The sequence below is a fragment of the Longimicrobium sp. genome, from assembly GCF_036387355.1.
Lineage (GTDB): Bacteria > Gemmatimonadota > Gemmatimonadetes > Longimicrobiales > Longimicrobiaceae > Longimicrobium.
In genome coordinates this window covers 1-19192 of the sequence record NZ_DASVTX010000498.1, presented here as the reverse complement: position 1 = coordinate 19192, position 19192 = coordinate 1, and the positions used below count along the sequence as shown (strand labels likewise).

The following is a 19192-nucleotide window of genomic DNA, read 5'->3' as shown; positions in this document are numbered from 1 at the left end:
ACGCTCAGGATGGGATTCCCGATCCCGCCCGTGGCCGCCGTGCTCCCCACGCGCGCCGTCGCCTTCGCCGAGTGCACGCCCAGCGCGAGCGGCGCCCCCAGCACAATGCCGATGCCCACCGCGTACTGCGGGCTGAGTTGGTACAGGAACGGCGTCGCCGCCAGCACCGCCAGCCCCGGCTTGGTGAACATCTGGATGGAGTCCAGCGCGTGGTCCACCAGCGGCACCTTGTCGCCCAGGATCTCCACCAGCGTCGCGATGCCGAACGCCAGCACCGTTTCCGGGCGCGCCAGCCACTCCAGGTTGTGCGGCAGCGGAACGCCCATGGTCCACGCCGCCAGGCTGGCGCTGAACACGGGCAAAAAGGCGCGCAGCCCGGCGCAGGCGGCGAGCACGATTCCGAACGCGGCTGCGGAAAGTGCGTCCATGTCGGGGGTCGTGGAAGGGACGGAGGTGGCGGGAACCGGACGGGGCCTAAATCTCACGCCCGCCACGCGTTCGCACAATCCCGCGCCGTGCGCCGGGACCATTGCCTTCGGCGTCCATTCGGTTTATCGTAGGGGATGATGAAATCGAATCCGCGCCCGCAGACCGGGGGCGAGGCGCCGCTGGTTCAGCTCCGTGGACGCGGCACCGCGCAGAACCCCAGAAACCGCTTCGTTTCCGCCGAGTTCGTGGCGGACCCGGAGGCGTACGACCCGGACGAGCCCGGTCCGCGGACGCAGTTTCTGCGCGACCACACGCGCAACATCATCTCGCGCAACGACAGCCCCGACATCCCGTTCGACGCCAGCATCAACCCGTACCGCGGCTGCGAGCACGGCTGCGTCTACTGCTTCGCCCGGCCCACGCACGAGTACCTGGGCTACTCGTCGGGGCTGGACTTCGAAACCAAGATCCTCGTCAAGCACGACGCGGCGGAGCTGCTGCGCAAGGAACTGCAGGGGAAGAAGTGGGTGCCCCGCCCCATCGCGCTCAGCGGGGTGACGGACCCGTACCAGCCGGTGGAGCGGCGGCTGCGCATCACCCGCGCGTGCCTGGAGGTGCTGGCGGAGTTCCGCAACCCGGTAGCGGTCGTCACCAAGAACCACCTGGTGACCCGCGACGTGGACCTGCTGGCGGAACTCGCGTCGCACAACGCCGCGGTGGTGAACATCAGCGTGACGACACTGGATGCGGAGCTGCAGCGCACCATGGAGCCGCGCGCCGCCACTCCGGCGCGCCGCCTGGACGCCATCCGCATTCTGTCCCAGGCCGGAGTTCCCGTGCGCGTCCTCATCGCCCCGGTCATCCCGGGGCTGACGGACCACGAGATGCCGGCCATCGCCGCGGCGGCGGCGGAGGCGGGCGCCGTGGCCGCGGGGTACGTGCCGCTGCGGCTGCCGTTCGCCCTCAAGGAGCTGTTCGAGGGATGGCTGCAGACGCACGTTCCCGATCGCGCGGACAAGGTGCTGAACCGCATCCGCGACATGCGCGGTGGCAAGCTGTACGATGCGCAGTGGGGAACGCGAATGACGGGCGAGGGGATCTTTGCCGTGCAGATGGGGGCGCTGTTCGCCACCGCCTGCCGCCGCGCCGGCCTCACGCGCGACCTGCCGACCCTCTCCGCCGAGGCGTTCCGGGCCCCGCACGATGCGCAGGGCCAGTTCGGGCTGTTCGACGCGGTCTAACCAGCCGGGCCTGCGTGCGTTCGCGAGGGCTCTGGCGGGATGAAGAGCCGGACGGCCGCGGATCAGCGCCAGCGAGGGGCAATGGGCGGGACGCGGATTGCGGACGGACTCACGCTGCTCCCGGGCTCACATCCCCCAGCCCGCCCCGTCCAGCCGCCGGTCGATGTCGAACGCGGCGCTGATGAGCGACAGGTGCGTGAACGCCTGGGGAAAGTTGCCCAGATGCTCCCCGCTGGGGCCGATCTCCTCCGAGAACAGCCCCAGGTGGTTGGCGTAGCTGAGGATCTTTTCGAACACGAAGCGCGCCTGCTGCAGGTCGCCGCCGCGCGAAAGGCACTCGGCGTACCAGAAGCTGCAGATGGTAAAGGTGCCTTCCGGGTCCGTGAATCCGTCCGTTTCCGCGTCGCGGACCACGTAGCGCTTCACCAGCGAGTCTTCCACCAGTTCCCGCCGCACCGCCTCCATGGTCTGCACCCAGCGCGGGTCTTCGGGGCTGATGAAGCGCAGCAGCGGCATGAGCAGGCACGAGGCATCCACCTCGTCGCCGCCCGCCGACTGCACGAAGGCGCGTTTTTCCTCGTTCCAGAACTCCGCGAACACGCTGCGGTAGATGTCGTCGCGCGCCTCCGTCCACCGCGCCTCGGGGGCCGGGAGCGAGCGGTGGCGCGCCAGGCGCAGCGCGCGGTCCACCGCCACCCAGCACAGCACCCGCGAGCTGAGGTGCGCGCGCATCCCGCTGCGGATCTCCCAGATCCCCGCATCCTCCAGCCGCCAGTTGTCGCACACCCAGTCCACCAGGGTGGTGAGCCGCGTCCACAGGTCGTAGCTCATCGGCTGCCCGTACTTGTCGTACAGGTACACCGAGTCCATCAGCGCGCCAAAGACGTCCAGCTGCAGCTGGGTGGCCGCCCCGTTGCCGACACGCACGGGCTGTGATCCGCGGTGGCCGCGCAGGTTGGGCAGCTCGCGCTCCGGCACCTGGTGCGAGCCGTCGATGCCGTACAGCGGCTGCAGCGGCGGCTTGCCGGGGATGGACTCGGCGCAGCGGTCGGCGATCCAGGCGATAAAGGCGCCCGTCTCTTCCGTCATCCCCAGGCGGATCAGGGCGTAGGTGGTGAACGCGGCGTCGCGCACCCAGGTGTAGCGGTAGTCCCAGTTCCGCTCGCCGCTCAGCGACTCCGGCAGGCCAAAGGTGGGCGCCGCCACCAGCGAGCCGTGCGGCGCGCTGAAGAGCATCTTGAGCACCAGCGCGGAGCGGTGCACCTCGTCGCGCCAGCGGCCATGGTACGTGCTCCTGCCGATCCACTCCCGCCAGAAGTTCACCGTGCGCTTGAACGATTCGCTGGCGTAGTCGTGCGTGGCGGGCGCGCTGTCCTGGCCGTCCACGTCCACCTCCAGCACGAAGGTGGCGGTGCTCTCGGCGGGCAACTCGAATTCCGCCACCGCGTCGCCGTCCTCAATGCGCAGCGGCACCGACCCGCGCAGCCGCAGATACCCGAATCCCGCCACGGCCGGGTCCTGGGGAAAGAACAGGACGGCGTCGTCACGCGCCTCCGCGCGGTGCGGCACCTGGCCGTATCCGAACCGGGGCGCGCAGCGGAGCACGAAGCGCACGGTGCCGCGCACGGCCTTTACGCGGCGCACGATGCGGCGTACGTCCTCCGTCTCGCCGATGGGCATGAAGTCCGAGACTTCGGCCACGCCGCCGGCGGAAAGGGTGCGGGTGAGCAGGACGTTGGTGTCGGGAAGGTACAGCTGCTTGCGCCGCGCGTGGCCCAGTTGCGGGTCCACCCGAAAGCTGCCGCCCCGCTCCGCGTCCAGCACCGCGGCAAAGACGGAGGGCGAGTCGAAGCGCGGGGCGCAGAAGAAGTCGATGGCCCCGTCCAGCCCCACGAGCGCCACCGTGTGCAGGTCGCCGATGACGCCGTGGTCTTCAATGGGCAGTTCGCCGCGCGCGCCCGCCATGTTCGTGTCTGCAGTCATGGGCGTACGGCGGGCGCAAGAGGCGCACCGGCGACGAAAGCGGGCCGCGGACAGCAGTGTCCGCGGCCCGCTGGCGTTCAGCATTCCGCCGGAGGGCCGATGGTCAGCACTCCAGGCCGGTGCAGTTGTAGGTGCAGAAGTAGGTGCAGCGGAACTGCTGCGTTTCGGGCGCTTCGTGTGCCTGCACGCTGCCGCGTTCGGTGCGCGGCTTGTCGGCCGCGGCGAAGCTTTCGACGGTGAGCGCATCCACGTTCAGCGTGAGCTTTTCCATGTTCGCATCCCCCTGTGTCATGCCGGCGGCCCGCGGGACGGACTGCCCCGCACTCCCGCACACCGGTTCGCGACACAACATGCGCACCCGCCGGTGATCCGCGCCAGCCCTGGAACGATGATCATCCGGCGGCGGGAAATCCGTCCCGCGTGTCCATCTCACTCTGCACCATCCCGGATCGCGCCATCCCGCGCGTCCTTCCCCCACATTTGCCTCGGGAGTTTCCTCATGGATGCCGCAGCCGCCGTTGGAGTGCTCATCGCGATCAGCCTGGCCGGAGAGCGCATCGTCGCCATCGTGAAAACCCTCGCCCCCGGCTGGTTCAAGGAGCCGCCCGTGCAGCCGGGCACGGACAAGCCGAGCGACACCGCGGACCGCGGGCGGCGCATGCGCGTGCAGACCGTCGCGTTCGCCTCGTGCATGCTGGCGGCCATGTCGCTGGATGCCGGGTTCAGCCCGATGGGCCACGTAGACATCGGGGGCCTGCAGCTTCCGGTGGTGCTGGTCGCGCTGCTGTCGATGGGCGGGTCGGCGTTCTGGTCGCAGGTCCTGGGAATCACCAGCGTGCTCAAGGATCTCAAGACCGGCCAGCTCGCCTCGCTCCGCGCCGAATCTCAGCCGGCGAAGGCCCCCGGCGCCACCCCGGACAAGGTGCAGGTTCCCGGCGAGATCATCCGCGCCTGATCACCATTCCCGTCGCGTACGGAAAGGTCCCGGAGCGCGGTGCTCCGGGACCTTTCCGCATCCGCCTTCCGCGAGGATCAGCCGAAGTGGTGGCCGGCCTGCCAGGCGTAGGGCGGCTGGGCCAGGAGGAAGGCGGCCTCGAACTCCTCGGCCGGGACGGGCGGTGAGATCAGGTAGCCCTGCGCGTAGTCGCACCCCAGCGCGCGCAGGGCCGCAAGCTGCTCGTGCGTCTCCACCCCTTCCGCCACCACGCGCACGCCCAGGCTGCGCGCCAGGGCGAGGATCGTCCGCACGATCTCCGCGCCCTTCACCGCGCCGGTGCTCCCGCCATCCATCCCGCCCACGAACGACCGGTCGATCTTGAGCGCGTCCAGCGGCAGCCGGTGCAGCAGGCTGAGCGACGAGTAGCCGGTGCCGAAGTCGTCCAGGTAAATCTGCACGTCGCGCTTCTTGAGCGCCCGCAGAATGCCGGCCGCGCGCGCCGCGTCCTCCACCAGCGTGCTTTCCGTCAGTTCCAGCTTGAGCGCGGCCGCGGGGACGCCGTGCTCGCCCAGGGTGGCGGCGACGGTTTCCACCAGTTCGCCGTCGCGCAGCTGCCAGGGCGACACGTTCACGCTGATCTCCAGCGCCGAGGCCTGCGGAACCGTGGCGCGCCACTCCGCCAACTGCCGCGTGGCCTCGTCCAGCACCCACGTCCCCAGCGCGCCGATGAGCCCCGTGTCCTCCGCCAGGCTGATGAACTTGTCCGGCGGCACCCGGCCGTGCACCGGGTGGCTCCACCGCGACAGCGCCTCCGCCGCCACCACGTTTCCCGTCGCCAGCGAGACGATGGGCTGAAAGTAGACCTTCAGTTCCTCGCGGGCGATGGCGCCGCGCAGATCCGTTTCCAGCCCCAGGCGCGCCATGGCCGCGCGGTGCATGGAGCCGTCGAACACGGCGCACCGCGTGCCGCCGCCCGCCTTGGCGTAGTACATGGCGATGTCGGCGTTGCGCAGCATCTCGTCCGCCGAATCCGCCGGCTTGTCCGCCAGCGCGATGCCGATGCTGGCCGTGGTGTAGGTGCGGTAGTTCCCCAGCTCCAGCGGCGCCGAGAGCGCCACACGCACGTCTGCCGCCAGCGCCAGCGCCTCTTCGCGCCCGGTGATGCGCGGCAGGAAGAAGATGAACTCGTCGCCGCCAAAGCGCGCCACGGTGTCGCCGGGGCGGGCGCACGCGGCCAGGCGCACGGCTACCTGCCGCAGCAGTTCGTCGCCCACGTTGTGGCCCAGCGAATCGTTGACGTTCTTGAACCGGTCCAGGTCCAGAAACAGCACGCCGCAGCGCGCGCCGGGCTCGTCGCCCAGCGTGGCGAGCACCTCGTGCATGCGCTCGGCGAGCAGGACGCGGTTGGGCAGGCCGGTGAGCGGATCGTGCAGCGCCAGGTGCCGGAGCCGGCCTTCCAGCAGGTCGCGCTCCGGCTCGGGCGCGGTGCGCTGGCGCAGGTCGTCCAGCATGGCCACGCAGAAGCGCGCCTCCCCATCCACGCCGCGGACGACGGAAAGGGTGAGGCGCGCGGGGTAGACGACGCCGTCGCCGCCCACGTGGCGCAGCTCCATCTGGTGGCTGGGGAGTTCGCCGCTCAGCACGCGGCGGAACAGCAGCGCGTTCTGCTCCCGGTCGTCCGGGTGGTCCAGCGTGCCGAGCGGCTCGCCGTACAGGTCGTCGCCCGACCGTCCGACGACAGCCTCGAACGCGCTGTTGGCGTCGATGAACCGCCCGTCCATGCTCACGACCGCGAGCGGCATGGCGCTCCCGTCGAACACGGCGCGGAACCACTCCTCGCGCGCGGGAAGTCGCGGGGGCGCGCTCGCGGGGCCGCCGTCCAGGCGCGGCAGGGGCATCGTCATTCAGCCCGCGCGTGTCAGGGCGTGATACGGGCGGCGAGTCGGGCGCGCGGACGCGGGCCCCGCCGGGAAGCGCGCGGTCCCGGTGCAAGCCCCGCGCCCCTGCTTCCGCAAGCCGTCGCAGAAGGAGCGGATCCCGTGTGTATACCGGATATCGCCCACTGGCGCCCACTCCGGCCCGCAGGCGTCCTCCCGCTCCTCAAACCGTGGCACGCTCCTTCGGCTGCGCGCCAAGGTGCGGCTCGGCCGAAGGTCCGAGCGGCGCCTCACTCCGGATGAAAAGGCTTTTCGCCTCAGTGCTTACCCGCACAAACCCGTCATTCTGAGGAGGCGGCGGCCGCGCTCGCCGTCCCGCCGAGTCGTGGCGCCAACGCAGGATCTACCGTCCCTGAGAACGGGTGTGCGATTCGCGCCGTTGGCGCAGGCGAATCGCAGATCCTTCGGCCGGGCACGGTTCGGCGCCCGGAGAGGGCGGCGCATGCTCCCTCGGGATCAGGGCTTGTGCGAGGGTCCAGCGCCGCGGATCGCTGATCCGCGGCGCTCGTTGTCTTCGCTTTGACACCACAGCGTCCGCTTACCTCCCCACCATCACCGAGCCGTGGTGGATTGCGCGCGGCGCTCGGCGATCAGGCGGAGGGTGGCGTCAAGCGCGGGGTCGAGGCCGGCGAAATAGGCGGCGGCGGTCAGTTGGACGGGTACCTCGGGGCTCATCTCGCGGCGGCGGTCCGATGGGGTGCTGAGCTGCCACTTCACCGCCGTAAACTCGCCCTGGATTCGGCTGTACGGGAGCGTGACCACGGCGGGATCGCCGTACAGGTTGCAGCACTCGCTGCTGGCCTCGCCCACAAAGATGGGCTTGGTGAGCCGCTCCAGGTCGGTGACGAAGTTGCCCGCAGCGGAGTACGTGCGCCGCCCGATCATCACGTACACCTGCGTGTTCGGCATGCGGCTGTACGCGATCAGCGTGCGGAGCAGATCGGGGTACAACTGCGTGGTGCCGCCGTTGTTGTGGCGCAGATCCAGGATCAGGTTCTTCGGCTGCGCCCGCTGCAGCGCGGTCCACAGGCGCTCGGCGAATTGGTCCAGCGTTTCGTCCGTGTCGGCCTTCAGGTTGTTCACCTGCACGTAGACGGCGTCGTGCTCCGGCAGTGCGCGCTCCCACAGCGTCTGGCCCAGGTCGCTCAGAAACAGCGGCGGCGTGACGCCCGGGGGCGCGAGCAGCTTGTCCTGGCGGCCCTCCATGGACGCCGCGAGCGTCGGGAGCGAGACGCGGCGGATGGCGGCGCCGGGGCGCTGCACGGTGAGGTTCACCGCGTCTGTGGCGCGAATGGCACCCATCCCCTTGAGGTTGTACGTGGAGTTCAGGTCGGCGGTGTTCCACAGGTATTCCATGTCGCCGTCCACGCTGTTTCCCTCGCTCAGCCGCCGCAGCGCCTCCTCCGCCGGCAGGCTGCCGATGGTGACCACGCGCGACCCGACCAGATCGCGGTGCGCCGGTGCCGCATCGATGATGAAGATGCCCTCCGGGAACGCGTAGAATCGCACGGGAAGATAGCGGTTCGGCGTATCATCTCCGGGCCAGATGACCAGGTGGCCCTGGTGCAGCACGGCGAGCGTGCGCTTGAGGCCAAAGAAGATCTCCTCGTCGGAGAGCGTGGGGATGTTGCGCTTCAGTTCGGCGAAGCGGCGCTCGAACTCGGCGGGAAACACCCGGTGGCGATAGTCGGGGTTCAGCCGCTTGAGCTCTGCGTACGCGAACTCGATGTCGTGCAGCCAGCCCTGGTTGCGCGTCCAGCCCGTGGTGTCTACCCAGCCGGTGATCTCGCGGAATTCGGGATCATCCTTCAGCGGCTCCAGCTGCGGAAACACGCTGAGCACGTTCTGCCGCCAGATGCCGTGGCGGTCGAACACCATCCGGCGCAGAGCGGCGAGGGCGGCGGTCCGGTCCCCCGCGTTCAGGTGGCCCACGGCGACGCGATAGCCGTTGGCGTACTGCAGGTCCCACCCGATCAGCGCGCCGGCGCGCTCCCACGCGGCCACGGCTTCCGCGCCCCTGCTCAGGCGATCGCGCGCGCGGCCCAGCATCATCCACGTCTCGGGATCGCGCGGATACTCGCGCACCATGCGGTCCAGCAGGGGCTCCATCTCGGCCCACCTTCCCGCCGCGTTCAGCGCGCGCACCCGCTCAAGCGTCTGGTAGTACGCTACTCCGTCTTCCGGCACCGCCAGCAGTGTCAGCGGCGAGGCTCCGGATGCGGGATCGTACGTCTGCGCGCCCGCCGTCCCGGAAATGAGGAGCAGAGCCAGGGCTACCCGTCCAGCAGGTTTTGACATCATGTACTCTCTCCGGAGTGCGGTTTCAGGGATGGATGAGGGAAGATCGATCAGCGTTCGCCGCGCGCGGAGGCCGATCCGAGGATGATGGACGAGCGTGTGCGGACGCTGATCCCCCGATCGCGGTTCTGTCTCCGCCGATCTCCGATGTCGGTCAGCCGGTCGCTGGCGCGGGCGGCGTCAGGGCCGGGCGCGCGCGGCCCTGCGCAGATCGATCAGCGCGTCGGGCAACAGGCGGGTGTGGCCGGCCGCGCGCACTTCGCGGACGAACGCGGGGGTAACGCCGGCGCGGCGGATGTCGACGTACCCGTCCAGCGGCAGGCCGCGAATGCCGACCGTGGCCAGCTCGCGTACAAGCTCCGGCGCCAGGCCGAACATCCTCGCCGCGACCACGGCATTCACCGTATTGGCGTCCGTGGCGCCAAGGCCCTGCAGCGCGCGAACGTATTCCGGCGACACCTGCTGAACGGCGAGCGTCATCACCTCGTCCATTGTCGCGACGGGCACGCCGAGCGCCCGGAACTCCGCGATGTCCGCCGCGGCCAGTCCGCCGAACGCCAGGTTCATCAAGTCGCGGTCGCTCACCTGCGCGGCGCCCTGGATTCCGAGCGCCCGCAACGTCGCTCCGAACTCGCGGCGGGGAAGGAAGCGAAACCGTCCCGCACCCCGCCTCTCTCGGTACGCCCCGGTGAACTGGAACGTCCCCGCATCTTCTCGGATGCTGAACCCGCCGGGTGCGGCATCCGCTTGCGTGCCGGAAAGGCCGCTGAATGCGGACTCCTCCATCACCCGGTTCCACGTCGATCCGTCGCCCCACTGCAGTTGCAGCCGCAGGGTGACGCCGTCCGCTGCGGGGCTCAGGGTCCAGGCGCCTTGGTAATCCACGGCGGCGGGCGCGGGCACGGCCGCGAGCAGGGTGACGGCCGAGGCAAGCGCGACGAGCATTCGCATGTGCTTCTCCTGTCAATGGTTGAGCCGGCGTCCCGGTGTTCCGGATCTCGACGTTACGCATCCCGGTCGTTGTACGCCCGCACCAGTTCGGGCACGGAAAGCCGCCGCCCGGCGCGCGTGTTCATCTCCCGGATCAGCGCGGCGGTGAGGGGATAGTTGCGCAGCCGCACCAGGTCATCGACGGGGAGGCCGCGGTAGCCCAGGGCCGCCAGCGCGCGGATGAACTGCGGGTCCACGCTGTGGTTGGCCATCCGCCGCAGCACATCCACGGTGCCCATGCGGTATCCGAGCGATGCCATCTCGCGCACATACTCCAGGTCCACTCCCGTAAGCCCCAGCCGCTCCATGGAGGCGGTGGTAGGGCGGGCGTACCCGTGGCGGGCGAGCTCGTCGATGAACGCCAGGCTCACGTCGTGGCGCGCCATGGAGAACTGCTGCTCCGGCGTGGGCCGGTCCATGCCGCGGCGCGCCAGTTCGGCGCCAAACGACGGGTCGGGGACAAAGCCGAACTGCCCGGTTCCGCGTCCGCTTCGTACCTCGCCCTCGAAGATGAACGTGCCCGCGTCGTGCCGCAGCCGGAACCGCACCGGGCCTCCATCCGCCACCAGCTCGCCCGCCTCGAACCCGTCCAGCCGGTCGATCGGGATGTAGAACGTGTTCAGCCCGGGCGTCCACAGGGCGACGTGAAGGGTGCGTCCCGGTGCTTCACCCGGGCTGGCGAGCCGCACCGCGAATCGCCCGCTCCGGGACGGGGCGGGTTCGTCCGCAACGGGAGCCGGAACCGGGTCGGCGGCGACGGCGGGTGCTGCCGCGAGCGGCGCGACCGGAAGCGCGGACGGCACCTCTCCCGCCACGGACCGCGCCGGGCCGGGAGTGGAGTCGTTCGGCGTGGGACCGTTCGCGGCGGAGTCGGACGCGGCGGCGTCGGGCGCCGGCGGTTCGGTCTCTGCGCTGTCCGCCATCACCGGCGCGGGCGACGGAATGCGGGCGGCGGCAGGGATGCTGGCATTCGCGCGAGCCATCCGGCCGCGCGGTGCCTCGAACACCTGGTCCGCCGCGGCGCGGACGGGAGCGGCGATGGCGAGAAGAGCCACGAGCGCGGCGAACGTCGCGGCGACCGCGGATCCGCGTTGCCAGCCGGGCTTTGCGCGGCAGATGGCGGGGTTCAGGATGGCGTGCAGGCGCGTCTCGAAGCCGGTGCGGTGCGCCATCGGCAATGCGAGGCCGGCGCCGCGCTGAACCCGCCGTGTGGTGCGGATCATCTCCAGCAGGTGCGCCGCATACGCCGACGCGCGCGTGCCCGTGCCCAGCACCAGGTCGTCGCAGCAGCGCTCGGCCTCCGCACGAAGCCCGTGCAGCGCTACCCAGCTGAGCGGGTTGTACCAGTGCCAAGCGCGGACGATCTGCGCCAGCGTAATGGTGAGGATGTCGCGCCGCGCCACGTGTGCAAGCTCGTGCCGCAGCACCACATCGCGCCGCTCGTCCGGCCACGCCGTGCAGTCGGCGGGGAGCAGGATCACGGGGCGCATGATGCCGCACGTCATCGGCATCTCCGTCATTCGCGTGCGGATGAGGCGCGCCCGGGGCCCGCCGAAGTCGCGGCGGATGCGCTCCGCGAGGGCGGTCCAGCGCTCGTCCTCCACCGGGATGCCGGTGCGCGCCATCCACCACAGCGTCGCCATTCCCGTCCCCAGCCGGACGAGCAGCAACAGCGCGCCCAGCAGCCACGCGCGGACCAGCATCGATCCGGCATCCAGCGTCGCCGGAGGCCAGTGGGCCGGCGCGGGCGTCGGGAGCCCCCGCACCGGCGCGGTTGCGGAGGCCGCGGCGGGCGCGGGCGCGTCGACAGCAGAGGATGCGGCGGGCTGAGGCGGATCGAAGCCGGGCGATGCGGCGGATGCGGAGGGCGGCGCGGGCACGTCATGCACCGCCCCCGCCGGAGCGTGCCGCGGCGCGATGGACGGCGCGGGAGAAGCAGTGCCCGCGAGCGATGCGGGGAGAACGGCCAGCCGCACGGGAAGCATCTGCGCCAGCGGCAGGACGAGCGCGCTGGCGATCGCGGCGGCCCACACCAGGTGGCGAGTGGCGGCGGAACGGCCGCGGAGCGCGAACGCCAGCACCGCCGCGGCGGCGAGGACGACGGCCGTCTTGATCGCGAGCTGCGGAAGCGCGGACGCGGCGGCGTCCAGTGCGGAGGCGAGATTGAGGGCGGCCATGCTCACCGCCCCTCGTCGCGGGCGGCCTCTACCTGCTCGGCCAGCCGGCGCAGATCGTCGTCCGTCAGCTTGCGGCGCGCCATGCCGAGCAGCGCGGCCGCGGCGGCTTCGGCGCTCCCGTTGAAGAACGTCTGCACCAGATGCCCCAGCGCCAGTGACCGCGCGCTCTCCCTGGCCACCACGGGGCGATACAGGTAACGCGGCCCGTCCTGCAGGTGCTCTGCGTGCCCTTTTTCCACCAGCGTGCGCAGCGTGGCGCGCACTGCCGAGTAGCTGGGCGGATTGGGGATGCGCCGCAGGATGTCGTTGACGGTGGCCTGCCCCAGCGCAAAGAGCACGTCCATGATCTGGCGCTCGCGGCGGCTGAGGTCCGCGGTGAGTTCGGGTCCCATCGGGGCTCCGGTGGATGGGGTGCTGCTGGGTTTCCACCACTATGGTGGTTTTCCAGCACCGTGCTGGATATCTAGCACCCCGTACAGAGGCCGTCAAGGATCACGTTGGGCGATGCGCTTCCGCACGGCCGGTCGTCGTGGCGATCAGGCCGCGAGGCTCACCGGGACAACCCTGGAACCCGGCCGCCCGGCGTCCTTCTCGCACCTGAACGAAGCTCTTGACCCTCACGCCGCGTGATCCCTTAGACTGTTCATCGGCGCCGGTACACTGTGGCTTTCAGCAAGGGCTCGCGATGGCCTACACGGTCAAGGATGTAGCGCGGATGTCAGGAGTCAGCGTGCGCACGCTGCACTTCTACGATGAGACGGGCCTGCTGAAGCCCGCCTCGTACGGCGCGAACGGCTACCGCTACTACGAAGAGCCGCAACTGCTTACGCTGCAGCAGATCCTGTTCTACCGGGAGCTGGGCTTCGGGCTCAAGCAGATCCGGGAGGTGCTGAGCGGCCCCGGGTTCGACACCATCGGCGCGCTGGAGTCGCACCGGAAGCTGCTGAAGCAGAACGTCGCGCGAACGCGCCGTCTGATCGAGACGATCGACCGTACGTTGGAGCATCTGAAAGGGAGGACGACCATGCAGACCGAGGAGATGTTCGCCGGCTTCCACGTGGCGGCGGGCGGCGACCGGTTCGGAGAACACGTGCGGCTCGGCGGCGAGCCGAACGACTGCAAGGTGTCGGGACGCGACACCGGCGGGGCGATGTGCATCTTTGAGTTCACCGGCAGCGGCGGCGGCCCGCGGCACCGGCACCACGCGCAGGACGAGTGGATCTACGTGCTGTCCGGAGAGATCGAGCTGGAGGTCGGCGGACAGCGCCACCGCCTGGGCGCGGGCGAAAGCACGTTCATCCCGCGCACGGTCACGCATACCTGGGTGCGCGGGGGCGACGGGCCGGCCAGGATCCTGAACGTGTATCAGCCCGCCGGGAACATCGAGGAGTTCTTTCGCGCCCTGGGCACGTTCACGGACACGCCCGTGCACGAGGCGCTCTCGCTGGATGAACTTCGGCAGTTGTTCCAGACGCACGGCATGGACCTCACCGGCCCGCCGCTGTACTGGGAGGAATACCTGGCCGCCAACGCCCAGCCGGGGTGAGGCTCGTCAGGGATCGCAGGCTAAAGAGGGAAGCGGCGCCGCGGGATGATCTCTCGCGGCGCGGCTTCTTTCCATGGTCCGAGTCGCCCGGTTCCCTTGGCAGGCGTCGGCGTCAGCATACCCCGAGCCGTGCCCGGATGCGCGCCAACGCTTCCGCAGCGGGAACCGACTTTGCTTCGCCAGCCAGGTAGCTGTCGTACCGGCGCTCCGCTTCGTCGAACCAGGCCTGCTCGACCGCCGCTTCGCTTAGGGGCGGCTGCTCGTCTTCAACACTCGCGAACAGGCGCTGGGCCAAATCGGCCCGCTCCGCCGCAGTCAGTCGCAAGGCTGCGGCTTCGAGTTCGTGGACGGACCGCGACATCGTTCCTCGGTATCTGGTGGACGTAGCTCAGGGCTCCATCTCAAAGTAACTTGGAGACGCCTCGGTGTAGCCAAACGAGATCCCCCGGCGCGCAGGAAGGACCGCTTGGAACGTTGAGCGAATCAGATTCTTCGTCCATGCCGGTCGACAGGACCGCGCTATCGTTGGTGTCACTCGACAACAACGATGAGCGCCTCTACTGGCGGTCCCGCACCCCCGTCGAACGCCTTCGCCACGTCCAGTACCTGCGCCGCCTCAACTACGGCCCGCGCGCGACCGAGCCGATGGAGCGCGTGATGGAGATCGTCCCCATGCCTTGGGCGAGAAAAGATGACCGGCAGCCGTGAGCGCTACGGCTGCCGGTCGTTGTGTCAGGCGGTGAGCCGGCGAATGACCTCCTTCGCGCCGCGCTTGTAGACCGTGATGCACACCAGTTCACCCGCGGGATCGTAGAGGAGCCAGTCGCGGTCGCGCTTCTGGATCGTGTAGCCGTGGTCCGGTTCCGCGGGCGCCGTCGTCTGCTTCCGAGCCATGATGCCTCTCCGTCTCTCTTGACCCTCGGCGCGCGGCAGGGCTATCGTTGGTGAGCGAGCGGCCTTCGGGTCGTTTCGCGGTCAGGGCTGGTCGTGCTTCTTAGCGGGAGAGCGGCCAGCCTTGTTCTTGTGCCCCGTTGGTATGTAAACTAGTACCATGCCGCACGCTTGTCAAGGTGCACCATACCAAACGAGAGTGGATGATGGATTTCAAGGAAGCCACCGACGTCCTGACCTCCGCGCCCACGATGACGCTCGCAAAGGTCGCCGAAGCGTTCGGCAAGGACACGCACACGATTATGCGCGCACGAATGGAGGGTAGTAACGCGCGGCGCCCACCACAGGATTGGAAGCCGGTTATTGCCAGCATAGCAAGGGATCATGCTACAAAGCTCCGCGAGTACTCCAATGCTCTTGATCAGCTTGCAGATCAACTTGCGTCCGTATGATGTCATCCTGTTAGCGCAATCGAGCGAACAGAGCGTCGCTCTGGTCGGCATCCGACCACCACAGTCAAACGCCTTTGGAGAACCATCGATGGCCGAAGCGCAAATGGTCTTATTCGCGCCAAGATTCTTGGAGACACATGCGGGAGCCTCGGTCTTAAACGACCCGATCACGGCTTTAATCGAGCTACTCGCGAATGCTTGGGACGCAGCAGCCACCAGAGTAGAGATACAATGGCCGGCACAGCGGTCTCACCAGATATTCTCTATCACCGATAATGGTCATGGTATGACGCGCGACCAGTTTTATCGGCGCTGGTTGACGCTCGCTTATGATCGGCGCCAAGAGCAGGGCGATGATGTTGAGGTTCGCGTAGGACCAAATCAGCGGCAGAGTCGAGTCGCATTCGGCCGAAATGGTATAGGACGTCACGGCGCGTTAGCATTTGGTGACAGCTACGTGCTCTCGACATGGCGGGACGGAACTCGACATACCTTCCGGATTACGCAGGGCTCGAAAGCGCCTCTCGAGGTAGAGGAGCTTTCCGTGACCCCTATCCCCGGTACCGGCACGATTATTTCCGCCGAAACCGGCACCGCAAAGCACACATTCATCTCAGCAGAGACAGCTAGGCAGGAGATAGGACTACGGTTCCTGATCGATCCAAGCTTTGCCGTCTTCGTAGATGGTGTGCAAGTCGGTATCAATGATATCCCGCCAGAGCAAGTTCAGCGAGTAGAGATCACGGTGCCGGGGGTTGGGCCGATCACCATTACGGTGCTGGATACGCGCGAGACAGATCGGAGCACCGCCCACCACGGGATAGCTTGGCACGTCCGGGGAAGACTCGTCGGAACCTGCTCGTGGCAGGGCTCAGGTCACGAGAAGTTCCTCGACGGGCGGCGTGCCGAAGCGAAGCGCTTCACATTCTTCATCTCTGCTGACGGCCTTGATGCGGCAGTCCTCCCGGACTGGAGTGGGTTTGACTATCGAAATCTCGAGTTTCGCCGAGCCAATGAACAGGTGCAGTCGGTCGTTCAGGATATCCTAGTTGAACTGACCAGGGAGAAGCGTTCGGCAACGACTCGCGCTGTCGCCAGCGCTCACCGCGGAAGACTATCCGAGATGACTTCTGGTCGCGTCGAAAAATGGACGAAGTTCGTTGACCAAGCACAGGTTGCGTGCCCCTCGATAAGCGAGCGTGAGCTGACCCAGCTAGCCGGTGTACTGGCCCAACTCGAACTATCGAATTCGAAGTTCGGACTGATTGGGCGACTGCATCAGTATGCTGCAGGGGATCTCGACCGGCTCGACACATTACTGTCCGAGTGGACATTGGATACGGCGAAGATCGTTTTGGACGAGTTGCAGACACGCATCAAACTCGTCGATGAACTACGTCGGAAGGTCAAAGATCCGGCTAGTCACGAAGTTCACGACCTGCAGCCACTGTTTCATCAGGGGCTGTGGATCTTTGGTCCCGAGTACGAGACAATAGAGTTCACTTCAAATGAAGGGATAACCACCGTCATCCGAAAACTGATGAAACAGCCGGTGCGCGGCTCCACCAACCGACCTGATTTTGTGATTGTGCCCGATGGAAGCGCTGGGTTCTACTCGTATCCAAAGTACGATAGCGCTGGCGGTGAAATTGGCGTCGACCGACTCACCGTGGTCGAGCTAAAGCGCCCGGGCATACCGATCAGCACGGATCAGAAAACCCAAGCGTGGAAATATGTCAAAGAATTGTACGATCTTGGGCAACTTCAGGAGCACTCGGCAGTGACTTGCTTTGTCCTTGGATCTGAGATTGACGTTTCCGAAACTGAGGAGAGAACAGAAAAAGGCGGCCGCGTAGTCATTCGCCCTCTGAGTTATGACACTGTGTTAGTCAGGGCAAAGAGTCGGCTGCTGAAGCTATTTGATCGGGTGAAATCAGCACCATTCCTTGACCAGAAAGAAATCGAGGAGTTTCTACACCCCACGGTCACCAAGGTGGATCAAGGCGAGTTGCTAGATGACGACGCCCTTGGTAATGCTCAAAACGCGCCCACCGCTGACAAGCTGGCCAGCTGACATCGAAGCTGTAGTCAGTATATCACCACCCACAAAGGCTGGGATTCAGGAGCGGCCTCTAGCGACAGTTGAAAAGTTTGCTATGGAAAGCCGAGAGCATCTACGGGAGGCGTGGCGTGGCTATTTCGGAACTTAAAGCAGGTGAGCGCGTGAAGGACGTGCGGATCGACGACGACCTGCTGAGCGTCGATCTCATCGATGGCCGCACGATTTCCGTTCCGCTGGCGTGGTACCCTGCCCTGCTGCACGCGAGACCCGAGCAGCGCTCGCAGTGGCGCATCTCCGGTGGCGGGTTCGGCATCCACTGGCCGGCTCTGGACGAGGATCTGTCCACCCAGGGGCTGCTGCGCGGCGCACCGGCTCCACGTGCTCGCATCGAGCCCGCGGCTGCGTAGCCGTCGCTCACGAGGGCCGGACATCGCCATCTCCGCAGACCTTACGAGCGGGTCGGGTGCACGTTACCCGGCCCGCTGGTCGTTCCCGCCTGCCCACGTGGCAATGCGCTCGCATCGCGTCCGCAGCCGGGTGGCGCCCTCCGGCTGCATCTCCTAACTTGGCGCGCTGAACCACGAGCCGCTCAGGAGAGGTGATGAACAGCATTCCGAACGTGCCCATCCCGGTCAACGAGCCGGTCCTGTCATACGCGCCGGGGAGCCCGGAGCGCGCGCTGCTCAAGGAGACGTACGCGCGCATGGCCGGCGAGGAGATCGAGATCCCGCTGGTCATCGGCGGCAAGGAAGTGCGCACCGGCAACACCGACGTTTCGGTGATGCCGCACAACCACAAGCACATCCTGGCCCGCTACCACAAGGCCGGCCCCGCCGAAGTCCGCCAGGCCATCGACGCCTCGCTCAAGGCGTCCAAGGAGTGGAGCCGCTGGCCGTGGGAAGACCGCCTGGCCGTCTTTCAGCGCGCGGCCGACCTGCTGGCCACCCGCTGGCGCCCCGTGCTGAACGCGGCCACCATGCTGGGCCAGGGCAAGACCGCGCACCAGGCCGAGATCGACAGCGCGTGCGAGTTCATCGACTTCCTTCGCTTCAACACGTACTTCACGCAGCAGCTGTACGCCGAGCAGCCGTTCAGCGGGCCCGGCATGTGGAACCGGCTGGACCACCGCCCGCTGGAAGGCTTCATCTACGCCGTCACGCCGTTCAACTTCACCGCCATCGCCGGCAACCTGCCCACCGCGCCCGCCATGCTGGGCAACGTGGCACTGTGGAAGCCCGCCGCGACGGCCGTGTACAGCGGCTGGCACATCATGAAGCTGCTGGAGGAGTCGGGGCTGCCGCCGGGAGTCATCAACTTCCTTCCCGGCGACCCCGGGCCCATGACGGAAACGGTGCTGCACGACCCCAACCTGGCCGGCATTCACTTTACCGGCAGCACGCCCGTGTTCCAGACCATCTGGAAGACGGTGGGCGACCGCATCGACAGCTACAAGACCTATCCGCGCCTCGTGGGCGAAACGGGCGGCAAGGACTTCATCGTGGCGCACGCCAGCGCCGACCCGCTGGCGCTCAGCACCGGGATCGTGCGCGGCGGATACGAGTACCAGGGGCAGAAGTGCAGCGCTGCGTCGCGCATCTACGTTCCCGAAAGCCTCTGGCCCACCGTCCGCGAGCAGACGCTGGACATGATCGGGCGCATTCGCGTGGGCGACGTGTCGGATTTCCGCAACTTCATGGGCGCGGTGATCGACCGGAAGGCGTACGACAAGATCACCGGCTACATCAAGCACGCCCACGAGGCGAGCGACGTGGAGGTGCTGGCCGGCGGCACGTATGACGACAGCACCGGCTACTTCATTCAGCCCACGCTGGTGGAGGTGAAGGATTCGGCGTACCGGCTGATGTGCGAAGAGGTGTTCGGCCCCGTGGTGTCGCTGCACGTGTACCCCGACGCCAAGTGGGAAGAAACGCTGCGCATCGTGGACCAGACGAGCCCGTACGCGCTCACCGGCGCGGTGTTCGCCAACGACCGGTCCGCCGTGCTGCAGGCCGCGGACATGCTGCGCAACGCGGCGGGCAACTTCTACATCAACGACAAGCCGACGGGCGCGGTGGTGGGGCAGCAGCCGTTCGGCGGCGCGCGCGGGAGCGGGACGAACGACAAGGCCGGATCGATCCTGAACCTGGTGCGGTGGATCAGCCCACGCACCATCAAGGAGACCTTCGCCCCGCCGCACGCGTTCGAGTATCCGTTCATGGCGGAGAAGTAAAAAGCCGTCTCTCACGGAG

The 19192-nt window shown here is 67.8% G+C and carries 18 protein-coding genes; 8 read left to right on the top strand and 10 right to left on the bottom strand.

Annotated elements, in window-relative coordinates; genetic code table 11:
• The coding region (locus tag VF665_RS21350) for a DUF4126 domain-containing protein (RefSeq protein WP_331055494.1) at positions 1–428 on the bottom strand (428 nt) is incomplete at its 3' end.
• Positions 429–566: 138 nt separating this feature from the next.
• Between VF665_RS21350 and VF665_RS21345 the strand changes: the two genes are divergently transcribed.
• Complete coding sequence (locus VF665_RS21345) at positions 567–1670, top strand: PA0069 family radical SAM protein (protein ID WP_331055493.1); 1104 nt, start codon at positions 567–569, stop codon at positions 1668–1670.
• 126 nt (positions 1671–1796) lie between these two features.
• On the opposite strand, the gene VF665_RS21340 is transcribed toward VF665_RS21345, so the two are convergent.
• Positions 1797–3653 carry a glycoside hydrolase family 15 protein gene (locus VF665_RS21340; protein ID WP_331055492.1) on the bottom strand — a complete coding sequence of 619 codons (1857 nt, stop codon included), beginning with the start codon at positions 3651–3653 and terminating at the stop codon, positions 1797–1799.
• Positions 3654–3756: 103 nt separating this feature from the next.
• The gene (locus VF665_RS21335; RefSeq protein WP_331055491.1) at positions 3757–3924 is read right to left on the bottom strand and encodes a hypothetical protein; all 168 of its coding nucleotides are present in this window, start codon (positions 3922–3924) and stop codon (positions 3757–3759) included.
• Positions 3925–4152: 228 nt separating this feature from the next.
• On the opposite strand from VF665_RS21335, the gene VF665_RS21330 reads away from it, so the two are divergent.
• Positions 4153–4608, top strand: a complete 456-nt coding sequence (locus VF665_RS21330) for a hypothetical protein (protein WP_331055490.1) — start codon at positions 4153–4155, stop codon at positions 4606–4608.
• A gap of 77 nt (positions 4609–4685) precedes the next feature.
• Here the strand turns inward: VF665_RS21330 and VF665_RS21325 are convergent, their stop codons facing one another.
• The 5 genes from VF665_RS21325 to VF665_RS21305 form a co-directional block, all read right to left on the bottom strand.
• On the bottom strand, positions 4686–6494 hold the full coding sequence (locus tag VF665_RS21325) for a putative bifunctional diguanylate cyclase/phosphodiesterase (RefSeq protein ID WP_331055489.1): 1809 nt from the start codon (positions 6492–6494) through the stop codon (positions 4686–4688).
• Positions 6495–7079: 585 nt separating this feature from the next.
• A complete protein-coding gene (locus VF665_RS21320) occupies positions 7080–8825 on the bottom strand; it encodes a S41 family peptidase (protein ID WP_331055488.1) in 1746 nt (581 codons plus the stop codon).
• A 180-nt stretch (positions 8826–9005) separates the two neighbouring features.
• Positions 9006–9776, bottom strand: coding sequence for a hypothetical protein (locus VF665_RS21315; protein WP_331055487.1), 771 nt, complete (start codon positions 9774–9776; stop codon positions 9006–9008).
• A gap of 53 nt (positions 9777–9829) precedes the next feature.
• Positions 9830–11992: a M56 family metallopeptidase gene (locus tag VF665_RS21310; RefSeq protein WP_331055486.1), complete on the bottom strand. Its 2163-nt coding sequence runs from the start codon at positions 11990–11992 to the stop codon at positions 9830–9832.
• Between the two features lie 2 nt (positions 11993–11994).
• On the bottom strand, positions 11995–12384 hold the full coding sequence (locus VF665_RS21305; protein WP_331055485.1) for a BlaI/MecI/CopY family transcriptional regulator: 390 nt from the start codon (positions 12382–12384) through the stop codon (positions 11995–11997).
• 293 nt (positions 12385–12677) lie between these two features.
• Here VF665_RS21305 and VF665_RS21300 point away from each other — a divergent pair, with 293 nt between their 5' ends.
• Positions 12678–13538, top strand: a complete 861-nt coding sequence (locus VF665_RS21300; protein ID WP_331055484.1) for a cupin domain-containing protein — start codon at positions 12678–12680, stop codon at positions 13536–13538.
• Between the two features lie 112 nt (positions 13539–13650).
• On the opposite strand, the gene VF665_RS21295 is transcribed toward VF665_RS21300, so the two are convergent.
• Positions 13651–13899, bottom strand: coding sequence for an addiction module protein (locus tag VF665_RS21295; protein WP_331055483.1), 249 nt, complete (start codon positions 13897–13899; stop codon positions 13651–13653).
• Between the two features lie 137 nt (positions 13900–14036).
• Between VF665_RS21295 and VF665_RS21290 the strand changes: the two genes are divergently transcribed.
• Positions 14037–14246 (top strand): hypothetical protein, encoded by a 210-nt coding sequence (locus tag VF665_RS21290; protein WP_331055482.1) that lies wholly within the window; start codon positions 14037–14039, stop codon positions 14244–14246.
• Positions 14247–14270: 24 nt separating this feature from the next.
• On the opposite strand, the gene VF665_RS21285 is transcribed toward VF665_RS21290, so the two are convergent.
• Complete coding sequence (locus VF665_RS21285; RefSeq protein ID WP_331055481.1) at positions 14271–14432, bottom strand: hypothetical protein; 162 nt, start codon at positions 14430–14432, stop codon at positions 14271–14273.
• A 200-nt stretch (positions 14433–14632) separates the two neighbouring features.
• Here VF665_RS21285 and VF665_RS21280 point away from each other — a divergent pair, with 200 nt between their 5' ends.
• From VF665_RS21280 to pruA, 4 genes are all read left to right on the top strand, one after another.
• Positions 14633–14881 carry a hypothetical protein gene (locus tag VF665_RS21280; RefSeq protein ID WP_331055480.1) on the top strand — a complete coding sequence of 83 codons (249 nt, stop codon included), beginning with the start codon at positions 14633–14635 and terminating at the stop codon, positions 14879–14881.
• The gene (locus VF665_RS21275) at positions 14841–16955 is read left to right on the top strand and encodes an ATP-binding protein (protein ID WP_331055479.1); all 2115 of its coding nucleotides are present in this window, start codon (positions 14841–14843) and stop codon (positions 16953–16955) included. The genes VF665_RS21280 and VF665_RS21275 overlap by 41 nt, the downstream gene beginning before the upstream one ends.
• Before the next feature lie 116 nt (positions 16956–17071).
• On the top strand, positions 17072–17350 hold the full coding sequence (locus VF665_RS21270) for a DUF2442 domain-containing protein (RefSeq protein WP_331055478.1): 279 nt from the start codon (positions 17072–17074) through the stop codon (positions 17348–17350).
• A 191-nt stretch (positions 17351–17541) separates the two neighbouring features.
• Positions 17542–19173 (top strand): L-glutamate gamma-semialdehyde dehydrogenase, encoded by a 1632-nt coding sequence (pruA, locus tag VF665_RS21265; RefSeq protein ID WP_349263160.1) that lies wholly within the window; start codon positions 17542–17544, stop codon positions 19171–19173.
• The last annotated feature ends 19 nt before the right edge of the window (positions 19174–19192 follow it).